Annotated in this window: 14 protein-coding genes; 10 read left to right on the top strand and 4 right to left on the bottom strand. The window is 61.5% G+C overall.

Going from position 1 to position 17,506, the window contains the following annotated elements:
• The first annotated feature begins 366 nt into the window (after window positions 1-366).
• The 7 genes from wecB to BWR59_RS28680 all read left to right on the top strand — a co-directional run bounded on the left by wecB (window position 367) and on the right by BWR59_RS28680 (window position 11,674).
• Window positions 367-1,599, top strand: coding sequence for a UDP-N-acetylglucosamine 2-epimerase (non-hydrolyzing) (gene wecB / locus BWR59_RS28650; RefSeq protein ID WP_081569051.1), 1,233 nt, complete (start codon window positions 367-369; stop codon window positions 1,597-1,599).
• A gap of 154 nt (window positions 1,600-1,753) precedes the next feature.
• Window positions 1,754-3,970 (top strand): cellulose biosynthesis cyclic di-GMP-binding regulatory protein BcsB, encoded by a 2,217-nt coding sequence (locus tag BWR59_RS28655; protein WP_081569052.1) that lies wholly within the window; start codon window positions 1,754-1,756, stop codon window positions 3,968-3,970.
• Between the two features lie 9 nt (window positions 3,971-3,979).
• Window positions 3,980-6,100 (top strand): glycosyl transferase family protein, encoded by a 2,121-nt coding sequence (locus BWR59_RS28660; protein WP_081569053.1) that lies wholly within the window; start codon window positions 3,980-3,982, stop codon window positions 6,098-6,100.
• Complete coding sequence (locus tag BWR59_RS28665) at window positions 6,097-8,064, top strand: bacteriophage N4 adsorption protein A (RefSeq protein WP_081569054.1); 1,968 nt, start codon at window positions 6,097-6,099, stop codon at window positions 8,062-8,064. Before BWR59_RS28660 ends, BWR59_RS28665 begins: the two co-directional genes overlap by 4 nt.
• A gap of 20 nt (window positions 8,065-8,084) precedes the next feature.
• The gene (locus BWR59_RS28670; RefSeq protein ID WP_081569055.1) at window positions 8,085-8,930 is read left to right on the top strand and encodes a DUF4434 domain-containing protein; all 846 of its coding nucleotides are present in this window, start codon (window positions 8,085-8,087) and stop codon (window positions 8,928-8,930) included.
• Between the two features lie 180 nt (window positions 8,931-9,110).
• Window positions 9,111-10,928: an allophanate hydrolase gene (gene atzF / locus BWR59_RS28675; RefSeq protein ID WP_081569056.1), complete on the top strand. Its 1,818-nt coding sequence runs from the start codon at window positions 9,111-9,113 to the stop codon at window positions 10,926-10,928.
• A 38-nt stretch (window positions 10,929-10,966) separates the two neighbouring features.
• Window positions 10,967-11,674, top strand: coding sequence for a GntR family transcriptional regulator (locus BWR59_RS28680; RefSeq protein ID WP_081569057.1), 708 nt, complete (start codon window positions 10,967-10,969; stop codon window positions 11,672-11,674).
• A gap of 9 nt (window positions 11,675-11,683) precedes the next feature.
• Here the strand turns inward: BWR59_RS28680 and BWR59_RS28685 are convergent, their stop codons facing one another.
• Window positions 11,684-12,121, bottom strand: a complete 438-nt coding sequence (locus tag BWR59_RS28685; protein WP_081569058.1) for a MerR family transcriptional regulator — start codon at window positions 12,119-12,121, stop codon at window positions 11,684-11,686.
• A 94-nt stretch (window positions 12,122-12,215) separates the two neighbouring features.
• Between BWR59_RS28685 and BWR59_RS28690 the strand changes: the two genes are divergently transcribed.
• Window positions 12,216-13,451, top strand: a complete 1,236-nt coding sequence (locus BWR59_RS28690) for an NADH:flavin oxidoreductase/NADH oxidase family protein (RefSeq protein WP_081569059.1) — start codon at window positions 12,216-12,218, stop codon at window positions 13,449-13,451.
• A 20-nt stretch (window positions 13,452-13,471) separates the two neighbouring features.
• Here the strand turns inward: BWR59_RS28690 and BWR59_RS28695 are convergent, their stop codons facing one another.
• Window positions 13,472-13,729: a DUF2790 domain-containing protein gene (locus BWR59_RS28695; RefSeq protein WP_081569060.1), complete on the bottom strand. Its 258-nt coding sequence runs from the start codon at window positions 13,727-13,729 to the stop codon at window positions 13,472-13,474.
• 227 nt (window positions 13,730-13,956) lie between these two features.
• On the bottom strand, window positions 13,957-15,165 hold the full coding sequence (locus tag BWR59_RS28700; protein ID WP_081569061.1) for an MFS transporter: 1,209 nt from the start codon (window positions 15,163-15,165) through the stop codon (window positions 13,957-13,959).
• 160 nt (window positions 15,166-15,325) lie between these two features.
• Here BWR59_RS28700 and BWR59_RS28705 point away from each other — a divergent pair, with 160 nt between their 5' ends.
• Window positions 15,326-16,141, top strand: a complete 816-nt coding sequence (locus tag BWR59_RS28705; RefSeq protein ID WP_081569062.1) for a helix-turn-helix transcriptional regulator — start codon at window positions 15,326-15,328, stop codon at window positions 16,139-16,141.
• A gap of 149 nt (window positions 16,142-16,290) precedes the next feature.
• A complete protein-coding gene (locus BWR59_RS28710) occupies window positions 16,291-16,806 on the top strand; it encodes a cytochrome P460 family protein (protein ID WP_081569063.1) in 516 nt (171 codons plus the stop codon).
• Between the two features lie 176 nt (window positions 16,807-16,982).
• Here BWR59_RS28710 and BWR59_RS32510 read toward each other — a convergent pair whose 3' ends face one another.
• Window positions 16,983-17,330 (bottom strand): hypothetical protein, encoded by a 348-nt coding sequence (locus BWR59_RS32510; protein WP_168184540.1) that lies wholly within the window; start codon window positions 17,328-17,330, stop codon window positions 16,983-16,985.
• Window positions 17,331-17,506 lie beyond the last annotated feature (176 nt).

Below are 17,506 nucleotides of genomic sequence, written 5' to 3' on the forward strand. Positions count from 1 at the left end.
TATTCAGAAGTTCAACGCTTTACACTTTGATGTGGGCTGGTGCACACTCTTTAACGCTCTACGGCGGGATTTACCAGCTGGTTAAGCGTCGCAAAATCTGAGATTGACCTCCCTCTTTTATAAAAGTTTAAAAAACAACCAATGTTGTTAAGCAGGTTATAAAACCTTTTGCATTGGTGTTTTTATCTGCTAATAATCTTCGCTGTTTCGGGCACTAGGGACGCCTCAATTTCACAATGAAGTGAACATCGAATCGACTCTCCGATTGTTGCCGTCCGACCATTACTGACACTTTCGAGCGACTTGGCCGGCTGCGGTGCAAGTACGCTGTCGTGCGGCGCATGCAAATGCGCGGGAGGAATATGAATGGCTCGAGCTCACCCCAAGCTGAAAGTCCTTTCGATTTTTGGTACACGCCCTGAAGCCATCAAGATGGCTCCGCTGGTAAAAGCGCTGGCTGCGGAACCGGGTATCGATTCGCAAATCTGCATCACCGGGCAGCACCAGAGCATGCTGCAGCAAGTGCTGGACATGTTTGACCTCAAGGCCGATTACACCCTCGACGTCATGACCCCGGGTCAGACGCTCAATACCCTGACCGCCGCGCTCTACGCCGCCATCGACCCGGTGCTGGAACAGGCGCAGCCGGACAAGGTGCTGGTGCATGGCGACACCACGTCGGCGATGGTCGCGGCCATGTCGGCGTTCCATCGGCGCATTCCCGTGGCGCACATCGAGGCCGGTTTGCGCACCGGCGACATTCATCAGCCGTGGCCGGAAGAAATGAACCGGCGCAGCATCGATCTGATCGCCGACCACCTGTTCACGCCCACGGCGCAGTCCCGGCGCAATGTGCTCGGCGAGCGTTTACAGGGCACCTCGTTCGTCACCGGCAACACGGTGATCGATGCGCTGAAGATGACCGCCGAACGCATCGACAACAACCGTCAGTTGCGCGTGGCCCTCGATCGCCAGTTCGGCTTTCTGGACACGTCGCGCAAGCTGCTGCTGGTCACCGGCCATCGTCGGGAAAACTTCGGCGAGGGCTTCCTCGACATCTGCAAGGCGCTGCGAACCCTTGCCAGCCGCGATGACATTCAGATCGTCTATCCGGTGCACCTGAACCCCAATGTGTTGGGGCCGGTGACCGAGCAACTGGGTGACCTCGCAAACGTTCACCTGATCAAGCCACTGGACTATCTGTCGTTTGTGCGCCTGATGCAGTTGGCGCATGTCGTGCTGACCGATTCTGGCGGTGTGCAGGAAGAAGCCCCTTCGCTGGGCAAACCGGTGCTGGTCATGCGCGATGTTACCGAGCGCCCGGAAGCCGTAGCCGCCGGCACGGTGCGCCTGGTGGGCACCGATCCCAACGCCATCGTGCGCGGCGTCTGCGCCTTGTTCGATGACGAACAACTGTGGCGCATGGCCTCGCAATCGGCCAACCCTTACGGCGACGGCAAGGCGTGTGCGCGCATCGTCGATGCCTTGATGGGGCGTCCGGTGGATGAGTTCGTGGTCGAACTCCCTGCCAAACGTTCTGAGCCGAGTGAGGCGCAACGCCTGCCGGCGCAACTGCGGTCGGTCTCCAGTCTGCATTAGTGACCGCTGCGCACCCTGGCCCGCCATCACCATGGCGGCCCGCTGAAATCCCCGTGGGAGCGGATCCATCCTGGACAGGCGCGAGCCACGCGCTGGTCGCGCTAGCCGTTCGCCAGTCTCCCACGCAACATTCGTATTGAAGAGATCTGACTGAATGAAGTCTTCTGTTTCCGTTCCCTCGGGCACGCTGCACGTCCTTGCCTGCGGCCTGAGTCTGATGGCCGTTGTGCCTGCCTTTGCCTCCGCCGCCGAGAGCCCTCTGAGCCAGGCGATCAGCCGTCTGAATGCCGATACGCGTCAGCAACGTACCGTTGAATTGCAGGATCTGGGCATTGATCGACCGATCATTCTCAACGCCAGTGATGCCCGACGTGAACTGTATCTGCCGGTGCCTGCAGACGTACCGCTGACAGATGCCACATTGCATTTCGATGCCAGTTACCTCAACGGCGATGCCGGCCGAAACACCCTGTTGCTGTCGCTGGACGGGTACCCGGTGCGGGCCTTGGGGCTCAATGAAGAAGAGGGCGATGCCAGCGCGGTACTGGGCGTGGACAAGGCGGCGCGAGACAGCGGCTCGGTTCGCCTGGGTATCGCCTGGTCGTCGATCATTTCCCGCGTGCAGTGTGAAGACGAGCGTGCCATCGGCAACGTGTTGCGCATCGATCCTCACAGTCGCCTGAGTTACAGCTACGACGCCAGCCAGTTGCAGGACGTCGGCGCGGCGTGGAATGCACTGCCCGGCAAACCTGGAATCCTCATCGCTCCCGGGCCGCTGTCCAGCGCCAGTTACGACGCGGCCTGGCGGCTGGGCGTGGCGCTTGAACGCATCGGCAAACAGGCGCGAATCGTGCCGTTCCCCTCTGTAAAGGACAGCATCGATCTGGGCGATCTCAAGATTCCCGCCGAGCTCAAGCAGATTCCGGCGTTCGCCAGCCTTGACGGCAAAGGCCTGCACACCCTCGACGATCCGGCGCAGATCGGCGCGCTGTTGATGCTCGGGCAGACCCCGGCGTTGAACGCTGATCTGGCGGTGAGTGATCCGCAACTGCTCAAGGCGATCAACGATTCGCTGGATGCGTTGCAACAGCAGGTGCAGAGCGTCGATCCTGCGGCCGGCAATGCGTTCTCGCAGTGGCGCGAACGCCACGTCAACCCAGCGCTCAATGCGTCGGGCAAAGACAATGTGCGCCTGGCGTTGCTCGGCGCGCATCCGCTTTTGATGATTAATCAGGACGCCGCGGGCAAGGCTATTGGCCTGTTCAGCGCGGCCTGGAACAAACTCGCTCGTACCCGCCAGCTGACCGTGGGCGAAGAAGCCAACATGCCGATCAGCGATGACGGTCGCGTGGCGTTAACTCGACTGGGCGGCAAGCCCGGCAGCGTCGACGTGCTGGCCAAGGCCGACTGGAGCGCGAGTTTTCCGTTGGGCAGCGTGGCCTATGACGGCCGCATCCCGACTCACGCCGCGGTCGATGTCTCCGCCTCGCCGGGCGCTTCAGGTACCGCGCCGGTGGCCAGCCTGTTCCTCAACGATTACCTGATCGGCGCGAAACAACTGGACGCCGACGGCCAGAAAGAACGCATCGAAGCGCGCATCCCGCGTTACGCGTTGGCCGCGCAGAACACCTTGCGCGTGTCGTTCCAGCGCCAGCCGGTGAGTGACTTGTGTCGGGAAACCCCGCAGGCGTTTCCGGTTGCGGTACTGCCCAGCAGCCATCTGACCCTGGAGAAAAGCGCGCTGGACGACGACTTCTCCGGCATGGCCGCGCGTTTCGCCACCGGCACCGAACTGCTGGTGCCGCAGGGCTATCTGGATCGCCCGGCCAGCAGCCTGCCGCAGCTGATCCGTATCGCCAGTGCCAGCGGGGTGTCGCCGTTGCGTGCAGAGCTCAAGGTCAGTGCAGACGCCAAGGCAGCGATTGCGCCGGACAAGGCGTTCCTCGCCTTCGAAGTGCCGGTCAAGGACAGCAACGAGTCGGTGCAGGTGGACTACGAAGGTCATCTGCTGATTCATCACAAGGAGCAGACGCTGCTGGATCTGGCGTCGCTCAATCATCTTGCGGCCTTACAGGTGATCGAGTCCGGCAGCCAGCACGGCATGGTCTATCACACCCTGGGCGGTCAGGCGCCGAATTTCGCCCGTCCGGTATTGCTGGAGCGTGGCAACGTCACGATTCTGGGCGACAGCGGGCCGCTGACCACCTTCGACGCCAAGGACCCGACCGGCAGTCAGATGATCGACGATGAGGCACCCAAAGGCCTGGATGCCTGGCGCAAACCGTCGGCGCTGTGGCTGATTCCGGCCGCGATCATTGCCTTCCTCGTGCTGTTGCTGGCTGGCCGTCGCGCCCGCCGCAATCGACAGTAAGGAGCGGCGATGACCTCGCTTTACTGGCCTTACTGGCTGGCCCATTACTACAGCGCGCTCGAAGTCGCGACCATCGTGGTCGCGGCGATCATCCTGGTGTCGAGCCTTGACGATCTGTTCATCGACCTGTGGTATTGGGCGCGGCGCCTGTACCGCAAGTTCACGGCGGAGCGGCGCTACCGCCCGTTGACTGCCGAGCAACTGATGGCGCGCGATGAGCAGCCGTTGGCGATCATGGTCCCGGCCTGGCTGGAATACGACGTCATCGCGCCGATGATCGAGAACATGGTCTCGACCCTGGACTACCAGAATTACGTGGTCTTCGTCGGCACCTACGTCAACGATCAGCGCACCATCGATGAAGTCGAGCGCATGCGTCGGCGCTACAAACAATTGCATCGGGTGGAAGTGCCGCACGCGGGGCCGACCTGCAAGGCCGACTGTCTGAACTGGGTGATTCAGGCGATATTTCTCTATGAGAAAACCCACGGCGTGAGCTTCGCCGGGGTGGTGCTGCATGACAGCGAGGACGTGCTGCATCCCCTCGAAATGCGTCTGTTCAACTACCTGTTACCGCGCAAGGACATGATCCAGTTGCCCGTCGTTTCCCTTGAGCGCAACTGGTACGAGTGGGTGGCGGGCACCTACATGGACGAGTTCGCCGAGTGGCACGGCAAGGACCTGGTGGTGCGCGAAAGCATGACCGACAGCGTGCCCTCGGCAGGCGTTGGCACCTGTTTTTCACGGCGCGCCTTGAAGGTGCTGGCGGATGAAACCTCCAATCAGCCCTTCAACACTGACAGCCTGACCGAGGACTACGACGTTGGCGCGCGCCTGGCGCGTTACGGCATGAGCGCGATCTTCGTGCGCTTCCCGGTGCAGTACCGCGTCCTGCGCAAATCCTGGTTTCGCGAGCCCTATGAATCAACGCTGGAAATGCCGTTGTGCGTGCGCGAATTCTTCCCCGATACCTTCCGCACCGCGTTTCGCCAGAAAGCCCGCTGGACGCTGGGCATCGGCCTGCAAGGCTGGGAGCAGATGGGCTGGAGCGGCTCGCTGGCCAACCGCTATTTGCTGTTTCGCGACCGCAAGGGCGTGGTCACTTCGTTCGTCAGCATCATTGCTTATGTGATCCTGGCGCAGTTGTTGGCGCTGATCGTGCTGCGCGCCAGCGGGTTGTGGAACACCAGTTTCCCGACCCCATTCGAGACCAGTGGCCTGGTGGGTTTCCTGCTTGCGGCCAACGGCGTCGCGCTGCTCTGGCGGATGGCCCACCGTTGCTATTTCACGACCATCATTTATGGCTGGCAGCACGGCGTGTTGTCGATGCCGCGCATGGTGGTCGGCAACTTCGTCAACTTCATGGCCGCAGCGCGGGCCTGGCGGCTGTTTCTGGTGGGCAAGGTGCTCAACCGCAAGCTGGTCTGGGACAAGACCATGCACGACTTCCCCTCCACCGATCTTGTCGCTCGCGCGCCTCGCAAACTCGGCAGCGTGCTGTTGTCGTGGCAGGCGATCAACGACGAGAAACTGCAGACCGCGCTCGCCCAGCAGCAGACTCGGCAATTGCCGCTGGGGCAGATCCTGCTCAGTCACGGCTGGCTCGACGATGAAACCCTGGCCGAAGCCATCGCCTTTCAGAACGACCTGCCGCGGGTATTCGATGTCGCTTCGAAAGTGCAATCGACCTCGGCGCTGGCCGACGAGTTCTGCCTGCGCTGGCGTGTCGTGCCCCTGGCGCTGGACATTCACGGGCGGCCGGAAGTCGCCGTAGCCAGCCCCTTGCCCGAAGAAGGTTTGCAGCAGATCACCGGGCAAATGGGCGCCGAACCCGTGCAACTGATCGCTCGGGAAAGCGAGATCGTCGCGCAGTTGCGGCAACTGGAGGTGGTCGCCGGTGAACCGCTGCCCGCTGCCACACCGTTGTTGGGCGACTTGCTCATCGATCAGGGCTTGCTGGATCGCCTGACGTTCAATCGCGCCATGTTGCAGTACCGCCCGCATGTTCATGGCCGTATCGGCGATTACCTGGTGGACACCGGCGTGCTGTCGCGGGACACCATCGAGCAGGCCGTGGCGCAGCAGCAAAGCCAGTCATCACCGGACGCGCCAACGGAGCAGCCTTCATGAGACTTCCGATTTTTCTGGGATTGAGCGTCTTGCCGGCGTTGTGCCAGGCCGAGGTCACCCACGAGTCACCTCCGCAGATCTTGCCACTGGCGTTGACCGGGCCGGCCTATGAAATCGCCAATCAGGCCTACAGCGCCTACAACGACAAGGACTACGATCTGGCGATCGCCAAGGCCCAGGAAGCCTTGCGCCAACGCAGCGATGTGGACCGGTTGCGCAAGCTGATCCAGCTTGCCGAACGCGACAAGGACCGTCGCGACCATCCCGAGCGTTATCCCGGCAACAAGAGGGGGTTTCAGAATGGTGACCGCTCAATGCGGGCCTACGCCAATGGTGACTACGACCGTGCTGCCGACTTTGCACGCAAGGCGATCAGCGAGGCGCCGAAGAACCCTGACTACCGGATGATGCTGATCGAAGCGCTGCAACGGGCGCAGCATCTGGATGAGGCGGAGCTGGCGACCAACGAGGCCATCGGTGTGCTCGGCGAATCCCCGCAACTGAGCCGTCGGCTGGATGCGATTCATGAGCAAAAGTCGGTCAATATCGCCGCCGCCGGGTACGCCTCGCTGGCCCGCGGCGACAACGATGCGGCGGTCAGTTACGCCCGCGATGTGGTCCGCCGCTATCCGCAGGAAATCGCCTATCGGCGTTTGCTGGTCAGTGCCTTGATCGCGCAGGAGCAGTATGCAGCGGCGCGTTCCGCGGCCACCGAAGCGCTGGCGCTGAAAGGCAACGACGGGACTCTGCTGGCCCAGCGCGGGCAGATGCGCATGCGCCTTGGCGACAAGAGCGGGGCGCGGCAGGATTTCGCCCAGGCGCTGGCGGTGGGCAATCTCCCGCTGCGCGAACAGGCATCGCTGTATGCCGCGATGGGGCAGCCTGGCGAAGCGCTGGAGCGCATGCAACAGGCTCGGGACAAAGGCGAATTGAAGCCCGGTGATGAGGTGCAGATAGCCTACTTCCTCAGTCAGGCAGGCAATGATCGCGCTGCATTGGACGAGTTCAAACGGGTTGATCGCAGCAAAGGTCTGTCCCCCAAAGAGACGCAGGACGCGGCGTACACCGCCATGCGTGCGCCGGATGATGTGCAGGCCATCGCCTACTTCAAGCGGGTGCTGGATTACCAGCAGACCGGCGATCTGCAAATGCCCGATCAGCAAGTGTTCGATACCCGGCGCGCGGTGTCCGACCTGTCGCGGGTCTGGGGCGTGACCAATACCACGACCTACCGAGGAGCCAGCACCACCAGCGGTTTGAGCGGTGCGCCAAGCAGCAGCAACGACAGCGTCCAGAACAGCACCGAAGTATTCTGGCGTCCGGAAGGGTATCGCGATGCGCGTTTCGTTGAGCTGTACGGGCGAGTGACCGACACCCTGTGGAACAAGGAAAGCGGCAACGACAAAGCGCTCGACGCTTTGCAAGGTGCAGTGGGGGTGCGGATCAAGCCGTTCTCCGAATACAACGTCATGGCCGCTTTCGAACGCACGTTCCCGTTGGCCGGCTCCAACGTCGACGGCGACTGGCTGGTGCGGCTGGGCTATGGTTCGAGCATCGGCACCGACCTGCGTGTCGACGTGCCGAGCTGGTGGACCTCGCAGTTCTATGCCGAAGGCGGGCGCTATCTGCAGGACAAGCGCAACTACTTCAACAGCGAATGGCAGCTGGGCCGCAGCATCCGTCTGGATCGGATCAGCCCGCGGCTGGTGATCTTTGCGCACGTGGTCGCCGCCGTGGATTACGACTCGAAAATGCACAGCGAGGTCGACGCGATGGGGCGCAACAAGACTTCTGGAGACAGCGCTGGCGGGGCAGGCGTGGGGATTGGCGTGCGCTACTGGTTCCGCGAAACCCGGCACAAGGCCCCGCAGTCGTACATCGACTTCTCCGTGCAGTACCGGGAGAAGGTGTTTGGCGATGACAGCGCGCAAGGGGTCTTTGCACGCATGACGTTTGCCTGGTGAGGGATTCTTTGGAAAAGCCCATGTCGCGACTGCTTAAAACCTCGCTGGCGGTGTTGCTGCTCGGCGCGCTGGGTGTGGCGGTCGATGCGCTTTATGAACTCGGGGAGGGGCTGCGCCCGAACATCGCGGGCATCGTCTGGCAGCCGGACAACGCCACGGTCGGCATTCAGGGCGAGTGGCAAAAGCTCGGCGCCCATGAGTTATTGGTGCAGTGGACGGCGGTGGACGGTCAGGCGTTCGTGCCCGGCAGCGGCTTGCCTGAGGTGCCGGTAATGCCGGACTGGGCGCGCATTGCCAACGAGCCGTGGGCGCAGGATGTGATCGTTGGCCTGGCGGGTTTTTTCAGCGAAAACCGCTCGCGGGACAACATCGAAGAACTGGCGGTTCTGTCTGAGCGGATGGCGAAAGTGAAGACGCCGCTGAACGTCACCGGCTGGTATTTTCCGGCGGAAGTCGACCCCAGCTGGAGCCGCGCCAAGGAGCTGCCTGCGTTGCTCGCCCGGTTACCCCGACCGTTGTGGATCAGCGTCTACGATGGCGCCAATATCGGGCCGCAAGCCACCGCGGCCTGGCTCAAGACCTGGCTGCCGGACGACATCGGCGTGTTCTTTCAGGACGGCGTCGGCGTCTATGCCCGCACCGCACCGGTCGCCCGCACCTACGCCGATGCGCTGCGCAAGAGCCTTGGGGAAAAACGCGTGAAGATCATCGTCGAAGCATTCCGCCCGCAGGTTGGCGGAGGGTTCCGGCCTGCCACCGTGGCTGAGCTGAAACCGCAGATCGCCGCCTACAAGAGCTACCCGCTGTACCTCTTCGACGGCCCGCACTATGTGACGCCGGAGGTGGTGGAGGGATTGGCGAGATAGCGAGTCTGACCTCTGCGAGTACTGGCACCAAAACCAGTCACTGCTGCCTCGTTAGCGGGCATTTCTTCGCTGCATATTCAGTCCGCGCTTTCGTTACTTCCCCGAAACAAAGGCCTTCCAGCTCATGGCCCGGCTTTTGCTTTTGCAGGATTCAAACTTGGATACAAGATGGAATCCGCGATGCAGAACCCTCAGAACCCTCTGTTCGGCTGGACCGTAAATCAGTGGCTCGCTGCTTATCAGAGCGGTGAAATGACCCCGGGCGGGCTGTTGGCACTGCTCGCTGCTTATCCCGAATCGGACAACGCGTGGATTGCCCGCGTCAGCCCCCCACAGCTCGAGGCTCAGTTGGTGGAACTGGCCAGCCGCCTTGAGGCGGTGAGTGGCGACATCAGCAAGCTGCCGCTGTACGGGGTGCCGTTCGCGATCAAGGACAACATCGACGCCGCCGACTGGCTGACCACCGCTGCCTGTCCGGAGTTTGCCTACGCCGCCAGCGCCGATGCGACTGTGGTGGCGCACCTGCGCGCGGCGGGGGCCATTCTGATGGGCAAGACCAACCTGGATCAGTTCGCCACCGGTCTTGTGGGCACCCGTTCGCCCTACGGCGCGGTGCCCAACAGCTTCAATCCGGATTACGTCAGCGGCGGTTCCAGTTCAGGCTCCGCGTCGGTGGTGGCGCGGGGGCTGGTTGCTTTTTCCCTGGGGACCGACACTGCTGGCTCGGGGCGTGTGCCTGCGGGGTTCAACAACATCGTCGGCCTGAAACCGACCAAGGGGCGGCTGTCGAATACCGGTCTGGTGCCGGCCTGTCGCACCGTGGATTGCATCTCGATCTTCGCGCTGACCGTCGAAGACGCCGAAACCGTGGCGGGCATCGCGCAAGGCTTCGACGCCACCGACGCCTATTCCCGACGTAACCCGAGCACCGCACCGGTCGGCTTCAGCAAGGCATTCAAACTCGCCGTTCCCGCGACGCTGGAGTTTTTTGGCGATGCGCAGAATCAGGCCGTGTACGAGCAAGCACTGCTCAAGCTCAGTGACATGGGCGCGGAGATCAGCCGCATCGACTTCACCCCGTTCAAGGCGCTGGCCGAGCAGTTGTATTACGGCTCCTGGGTCGCCGAACGCACCGTGGCGCTGGAGTCGATGCTCGAATCGAACCCGGATGCGATCAACCCGGTGGTGCGCGGTATCGTTGAAAACGGCTTGGGTTACAGCGCGTGTGACGCCTATAAAGCCGAATATCTGCGCGCCACACTGAACCGGCAGATCAACGACGCGCTGGCGGGTTATGACGCCCTGGTGGTGCCGACCTCGGCGACGATTCGTACCCTTGCCGAAATGGAAGCGGAGCCGGTGCTGTACAACTCGCAGTTTGGCTTCTACACCAACTTCACCAACCTCGCGGACCTGTCGGCGCTGGCGTTGCCTGCCGGCATGCGCGCAGATGGATTGCCCGCCGGGATTACCCTGATCGCACCTGCATGGCATGACACGGCATTGGCGAGTTTCGGCAAACGCTGGCAAGCGCACGTGCAGTTGCCACTGGGCGCCACCGGACGCCCTTGTCCAGCGACTGCGAACGCTGCGATTCAGTCGCAAGGCTGCGTCCGCGTTGCGGTGGTCGGCGCCCACCTGACCGGGATGCCATTGAACTTCCAGCTGACCAGCCGTGACGCCGTGTTCGTCGAGCAGACCCTCACCGCAGGCGACTACCGCCTCTATGCACTGCCCGGTACCGTGCCGCCCAAACCGGGATTGGCCAAGGCAGACAGCGGGCAGTCGATCATCGTCGAGCTGTGGGACATCCCGTTGGCGCGCTTCGGAGAATTCGTCGCCGAAATCCCCGCACCCCTTGGCATCGGCAATCTCAAGCTGGTCGACGGGCGCAGCGTGAAAGGGTTCATCTGCGAGCCTTGGGCGCTGGCCGAAGCGCTGGACATCACCCCATTCGGCGGCTGGCGCGCCTACATCGCCAGCTTGAAAAAAGCCTGACCAAAAATCGGCTGAGCAAACACCTGTTGGACAGAACCATGCAGATCGCCACCCCGCAAAAGCCCAAGGAACGCCCGGACAATATGGTCGAGCGGATCTATCAGCAGCTCAAGGACGACATCTTCGAGTTTCGTCTGCTGCCGGGCGATCGTTTCAGCGAAAACGAGGTGGCCGAGCGCGTCCAGGCCAGCCGTACGCCGGTGCGTCAGGCATTGTATCGGCTGGAGCGGGAAGGCTATCTGCAGGTGTATTTCCGCAGCGGCTGGCAGGTGAGGGCGTTCGACTTCAATTATTTCGAAGAGCTTTACGACGTGCGCATCGTGCTGGAAAGCGCAGCGATTGCCCGTTTGGAGCACATGGCGCTCGAAGGCAATCAGATTCTTGTGGAACTGAAAGACACTTGGCTGGTGAACGAATCCGACCGCCTGCAGGACCCCGCGCAGGTTTCGGCACTGGACGAGCGTTTTCACTGCGCGCTGGTTGAAGCCGCGGGCAACGCCGAAATGGCGCGCATGCATTTCGAGATCACTGAGAAGATCCGCATCATCAGGCGTCTGGATTTCACCCAGGCGCCGCGGGTCGATGCGACCTATTCAGAGCACGGCCAGATCCTCAACGCGATTCTTCAGCGTCGCACCGAGCACGCGCAACAGTTGCTGCACAGCCATATCCAGATCAGCAAACAGGAAGTGCGCAAGATCACCCTGCACCGGCTGCATATAGCGCGTCAGCGCATCGAGCCGTAACCCGATACCTCATTGCACCTCAGCGTCGGCGAGCGACTTGATCTGTTTGCCATGCAGGTTGTTCAGCACCCGCCGGGCGTTGTCCGCACAGCCCACCTCTTCAGGTTTGTTTTCGATGCTGGCGATGGTCCCCAGCAGTTGCTTTCTGTTCTGTTCCAGGCGCGACTGCAACGCTTCGATCTCGCTGACTTTGCGTTTGAGCGCCGCCAGCAGCTGGTCGTATTCCCAAACGTCCAGATCGGCTGGCAGCAGCTGGCGAATTTCCTCGAGCGTGAACCCGGAACTCTGCGCGCGGGTGATGATGGTCAGCAGCAATTCTGCATCCGCTGCGTACTCGCGATAACCATTGGCCGTGCGTTTGACCGCACTGATGAGCCCTTCGGACTCGTAAAAACGGATGCGTGAAGCTGCCAGACCGGTGCGTCTGGCCAGTTCGCCGATTCTCATCGCTGTGCCTGCTTCGTCGGGATGAAAGATAGGGGTTGACCTTAAAGTTGACTTTAATCTTATGGTTCAGCCTTGGTCAAAACGAGGTGACGGAATGAACGTCTTTGAAAAGCTGGTGCTGCCCGGGGGGGCGGTCATTGCGAACCGCATCGCCAAGGCCGCGATGGAAGAAAACATGGCGGACGCCGATCAGGCGCCGTCCGATGCGTTGATTCGTTTGTACAGGTCGTGGGCCGAGGGCGAGGCAGGCCTGCTGATTTCCGGCAACGTCATGATCGACGGCCGCGCCATGACCGGCCCCGGCGGCGTGGTACTGGAAGACGACCAGCATCTGCAACGTTTCAGGCGCTGGGCGCAGGTCGGCCGTTCGAACGGTGCGCAGTTCTGGCTGCAGCTCAACCACCCTGGCCGCCAGATGCTCGCCAACCTTGGGCAACCCACCTGGGCGCCGTCGGCGGTGCCGATGGATCTGGGCAAGATGTCGAACCGTTTTAACCCACCTCAGGCGATGACAGAGGCGCTGATCACCGACGTGATCCAGCGTTTCGCCCGCAGCGCTCGCCTGGCCGAGCAGGCAGGTTTTACCGGGGTACAGATTCACGCGGCCCACGGTTACCTGATCAGCCAGTTTCTGTCGCCACTGACCAACCAGCGCAACGATGGCTGGGGCGGTTCTCTGGAGAAGCGCGCGCGGCTGTTGCTGGAAGTGATCAAGGCAGTACGTGAAGCGGTGTCGCCGCAATTCGTGGTCGCGGTCAAACTCAATTCGGCGGATTTTCAACGCGGCGGCTTCAGTGCCGACGATGCGAAGTCCGTGGTGACGATGCTCAACGCATTGCCTGTGGATCTGGTGGAATTGTCCGGAGGCAGTTACGAAGCGCCTGCCATGCAAGGCCAGGCACGGGATGGGCGCACACTGGCGCGCGAAGCCTATTTCCTCGAGTTCGCACGGGAAATTCGTGCGGTGGCGAACATGCCGGTGATGCTGACGGGCGGGATTCGTCGACGTGCCATCGCTGAGGAAGTCATTGCCAGCCAGGTGGACATGATCGGCATGGGCACCGCGTTGGCCATTGAACCGTACTTGCCCAGACAGTGGCGTCAGGCCCGCAACTTCGTTCCCGAGCTGCCGCCGATCACCTGGAAAAACAAGGCGCTGGCGTCGCTGGCGAACATGGCGGTGGTCAAGTTCCAGTTGCAGCGGCTCAGTAAGGGACGTGCTCCCAAGCCTGGCGTTTCGCCGATGAAGGCGCTGATCGTGCAGCAGATAGCGGCGGCATTGCGTACCCGGCAGTACCGCCGATGGGTGATTGCGCGTTCAGGTTCGTGAACCCAGGTACGCTGGGTGACTCAGCCGTTCTGGTTATGGCAGTCATCGGCGGCCTTGAGGTAGTCGAGCATCTGGGTACGGCCTTTCGAATCCAGGTACGTGATGTGGCTGGTCACCAGACCGCAGGTGCCGCTCGGCTCCTGGCTCGACGACAGGACTTTCTGGATGTCGGGCTGCGACGAGTAGCTGTGGACTTCGGAAGCTTCAGCGCGGGCAGCGAAAGTGCACACGTTCAGGGCGGCGAACAGGCAAGCGGCGACGGTCAGTTTCGAGTTCATTTCAGTATCCTCTGGGCAGTGATGGGTCATCGTTGGAGGCGTCTGTGTGTTGCCTCGTTGGAACCCATTTAATGCCCCTGAGGTATCCCGGATGTGTCGCCGAGATGGGGTTTAAGCAACGCTACGTGTCGGCAGAGGCTTGCGATACAGAGCGATACAAACCGCCCGACACCGCTTCGCGAGCAAGCTCCCTCCCACAGTGAACGGTTTGGCTCCTGCTCTTCGTTTCAAGCCACCGAAGCCTGCGCACAGTCTTCGCGAGCCGGTTTCAGCAGCGGGGTAATGCACAACATCAATACCAGCACCCCGAACAGCATTTCGTAAGCCGCGCCGTAGCTGCCGGTGTGATCGCGCAGCCCACCGAAGCAGAGCGGCCCCAGCGCGGCGATCAGGTAACCCACGAACAACATGAACACCGTCCAGGCGCCGGCCTGTTCTGTGGACGCCGCGTTGTCCAGTGGCAGGGTCATGCCGATGGTGAAGCCCATGCCCAGCCCGATGGCGGCAAGCACCACATACAGAATCGGCGCCCAGGTCGGGGCGAAGGCCATCCCGGCAATCCCCAGTGTGGCCAGCACGGTCGACAGACCCACCAGTGCGCGGCGGTCATGGGCCTTGCCGGGGATCAGACCTGCGCTGACGCTGGCGATGGCGAATACCGCGGTGAACGTGCCCAGCACAACGCCGGAGGGCAGGGTGGTGATCGCGGTTTCCGACGAGGCAGGCGCCAGCCAGGCAAACAGCGCATAGACCACCAACTGACCTGCGCCGAAGTTGATCGCCACCAGCCACGCCTGAGGATTGCTCCAGGGCAGACTCACTGTTTTCTTCGCGGCAGCAGGTGGTGCCACCGATGCAAAACGTCTGGCCATCCATACCCAGCTGATGACCGCTGTTACGCACAATACGCTCCATACGCCGGCGCCGACCCGCCAGTTTTGCGCAAGCTCGGTGATCGGTGCGGTGAACACCGCCGCGATGGTCGCACCCAGGCTCAAACCGGCGGCGTAGATACCCATGAAAAACACCGCACGATGGGGAAAATGGGTCTTGATCCAGCCGCCGATCAGCGCACCGGCAATGGCGATCCCGACACTGGCGAAGAAGGTGCTGCCCAGCAGAAACAACGGATTGGGAGACACCGCTCGCAGCAACATCGCAACGCCCAACAGCGCGAGGGCGACAATCACGCAGCGGTCGGTGCCGAAGCGTCTCGAAACGTTGGGCGCCATGAGCGCGAACACGCCCATGCACACGTCAGGGATCGAAGTCAGCAACGCCGCCTGGGTATAGCTCAGCTGGAATTGTTGTTGAATCAACAACAGGATCGGCCCGATCGAAACGATCGCCGGTCTTAATGCGACGGACAGCACCAACAGGCCAATGACGGCGGCCACGGTGTGTGTGTTGCTGACGGAAATGCGCGAGTCTTGCATCTGCTGGCCCTCATTGAATGCGTCTGGATGAGAGCGATGCTAACGATGGTCGAGAAATACCATCTGCCAGTTTTCGTCGCGAAAGTGACAAACCTCTTGACGGCAATGGTGGATCACGGCGAGATGTGTCACGCCTCTGCCACCCGGATGAGCCTGATTGATGAAACGAACCGTGCGCTCGGTCAAACCTGCACCTGCGCTGGAACCGCGTAGCGAGGACTACCTCGATTACCTGAACGTCCAGCGGCCGATGACGGTGCTGGTGCGCAACCAGCAGACCGGCGACTACAACGCGCCCCATGCTCATCGTCACGGGCAGATTCTGTACGCGGCCAGCGGCATGATGCGCGCCGTCACGGAAACCGGGCTGTGGTTCCTGCCGCCCAAAAGAGCACTGTGGATTCCGCCGGGAATCGTCCACGATCAGATCATGTTGAGCCCGGTCAAGTTACGCTCGGTGTACATCGAACCGGATGTCTCGGCCGGCTTTGGCGACAGCTGCAAGATCGTCGAGGTGTCGATACTTCTGCGCGAACTGATTCTCGCCCTGGCCGATCAGCCCATCGAATACCCACAGGAGGGACGCAATTCGCACATTGTCGCGCTGATTCTGCATGAGATCGAGTCCGCGCGAAGCCTGCCATTGCAGGTGCCGTGGCCGATGGATCGTCGCCTGGTCACGGTGTGCAACGCCATTCTGGAACACCCCGAACAGCCGCATTCGGTGGATTACTGGGCAGACAAGGTTGGCGCCAGTTCGCGAACTCTGATTCGTCTGTTTCTCAAGGAAACCGGGCTGACGTTTCGCCACTGGGTGCAACAGGTCCGGTTGGCGACAGCGCTGGATCGCCTGGAGAACGGCCAGGCCATCGGCGCCATCGCGAGGGACTTGGGTTACGCCAGCCCGAGTGCGTTCAGCGCGATGTTTCGTCGGGTAATGGGCGAATCACCCAGAGAGTTTCTGATCCGCGACTAACGCTTTGAGGCTGGGCGTTTGTATCGCAGCGTATCTATCGGTGACGTGCATACATGCCCATGCAAATCGGTCCTTGGTCGATACATCGGGGATACATCGCCTCCTTAGCCTTGAGTACCAGCCACTCAACACGCGAGAGGAGGCCGCTCATGAAGTGCGCCCGTATCGGTTTGATCGCAGCAGTCATTTCATCCGCTATCGCAGCGCCGTTTGTCCTTGCGCACGGCAGCACCGAGAATGCTTCGTCCAAGGCATCGCCGATCTATGGCGTGACGATGCCCGAGGGGTATCGCCAGTGGCAGTTGATTGCGCCCGCCGTCGAGGGCGCGCCGCTGAACGAGATCCGCGCAGTGCTTGGCAACGACATTGCGATCAAGGCTTACAAGGAGGGCACGCTGCCGTTTCCTGACGGTACGATTCTGACCAAGCTTGCGTGGAAGCATGTGCAGTCGCCGGGGTTCGAATCGGCTTCGGTGCCGGGGGCGGCGACGACGGTGCAGTTCATGGTCAAGGATTCGGTGAAGTACAAGGACTCCGGGGGCTGGGGTTTCGGACGTTTCGTCAACGGCCAGCCGGTGGATGAGAAGCAGCACCAGACGTGCCTGGGTTGTCATCAGTCGCGGGTCAAGGATCATGATCTGGTGTTTACGCGTTGGGCGCCTTGAGTTGCTTGGGTTTGGTTTTGCGGTTATCTCGGCTATCTCGGTTGGCGCTGATTTTTGGCTCTGGCCAACGCCAGACCTGTTTCGCCTGCGAACGCGGCTCTCCCTCTCGACCCGATCCCTGTGGGAGACGCCGGGGGTCACGACGTACGGGCCGCGATTCGGACGATAGCGGTCCGTCATTTAGCAGATGAGCCATCTGACCTACCGCTATCGCTGCTGTCGCACAGCTCCAGCTTCTCCCACAGGGATTGGTGTTCAGCTTTAAAATTTCGGCTCGACACACAACCTTCTAGCAGTCCGGCGTTCACAGTCCCGTTGCCGTTGCCGTTGCCGTTGCCGTTGCCGTTGCCGTTGCCGTTGCCGTTGCCGTCGATCTTGATCTTGATCTTGATCTTGATCTTGATCTTGATCTTGATCTTGATCTTGATCTTGATCTTGATCTTGATCTTGATCTTGATCTTGATCTTGATCTTGATCTTGATCTTGATCTTGATCTTGATCTTCGTACGCGAAAGTCCAGACACCACAAATCGCGACTTGGGTGCAGGCTGAACGCAGGCGTCGTGGAGTGGGCCGAGCGGCATGGATGCCGCGAGAGCCGCCCCCCGCCATGGATGGCGGATGGCGGCGGGCCCACGGAGCGTCGCCGGAGTGAAGGAATTCCGACGAAGGAGGAACCCAACCAGGAGCAAGACACTTG

The organism is Pseudomonas sp. Bc-h (genome assembly GCF_002080045.1).
GTDB lineage: Bacteria > Pseudomonadota > Gammaproteobacteria > Pseudomonadales > Pseudomonadaceae > Aquipseudomonas.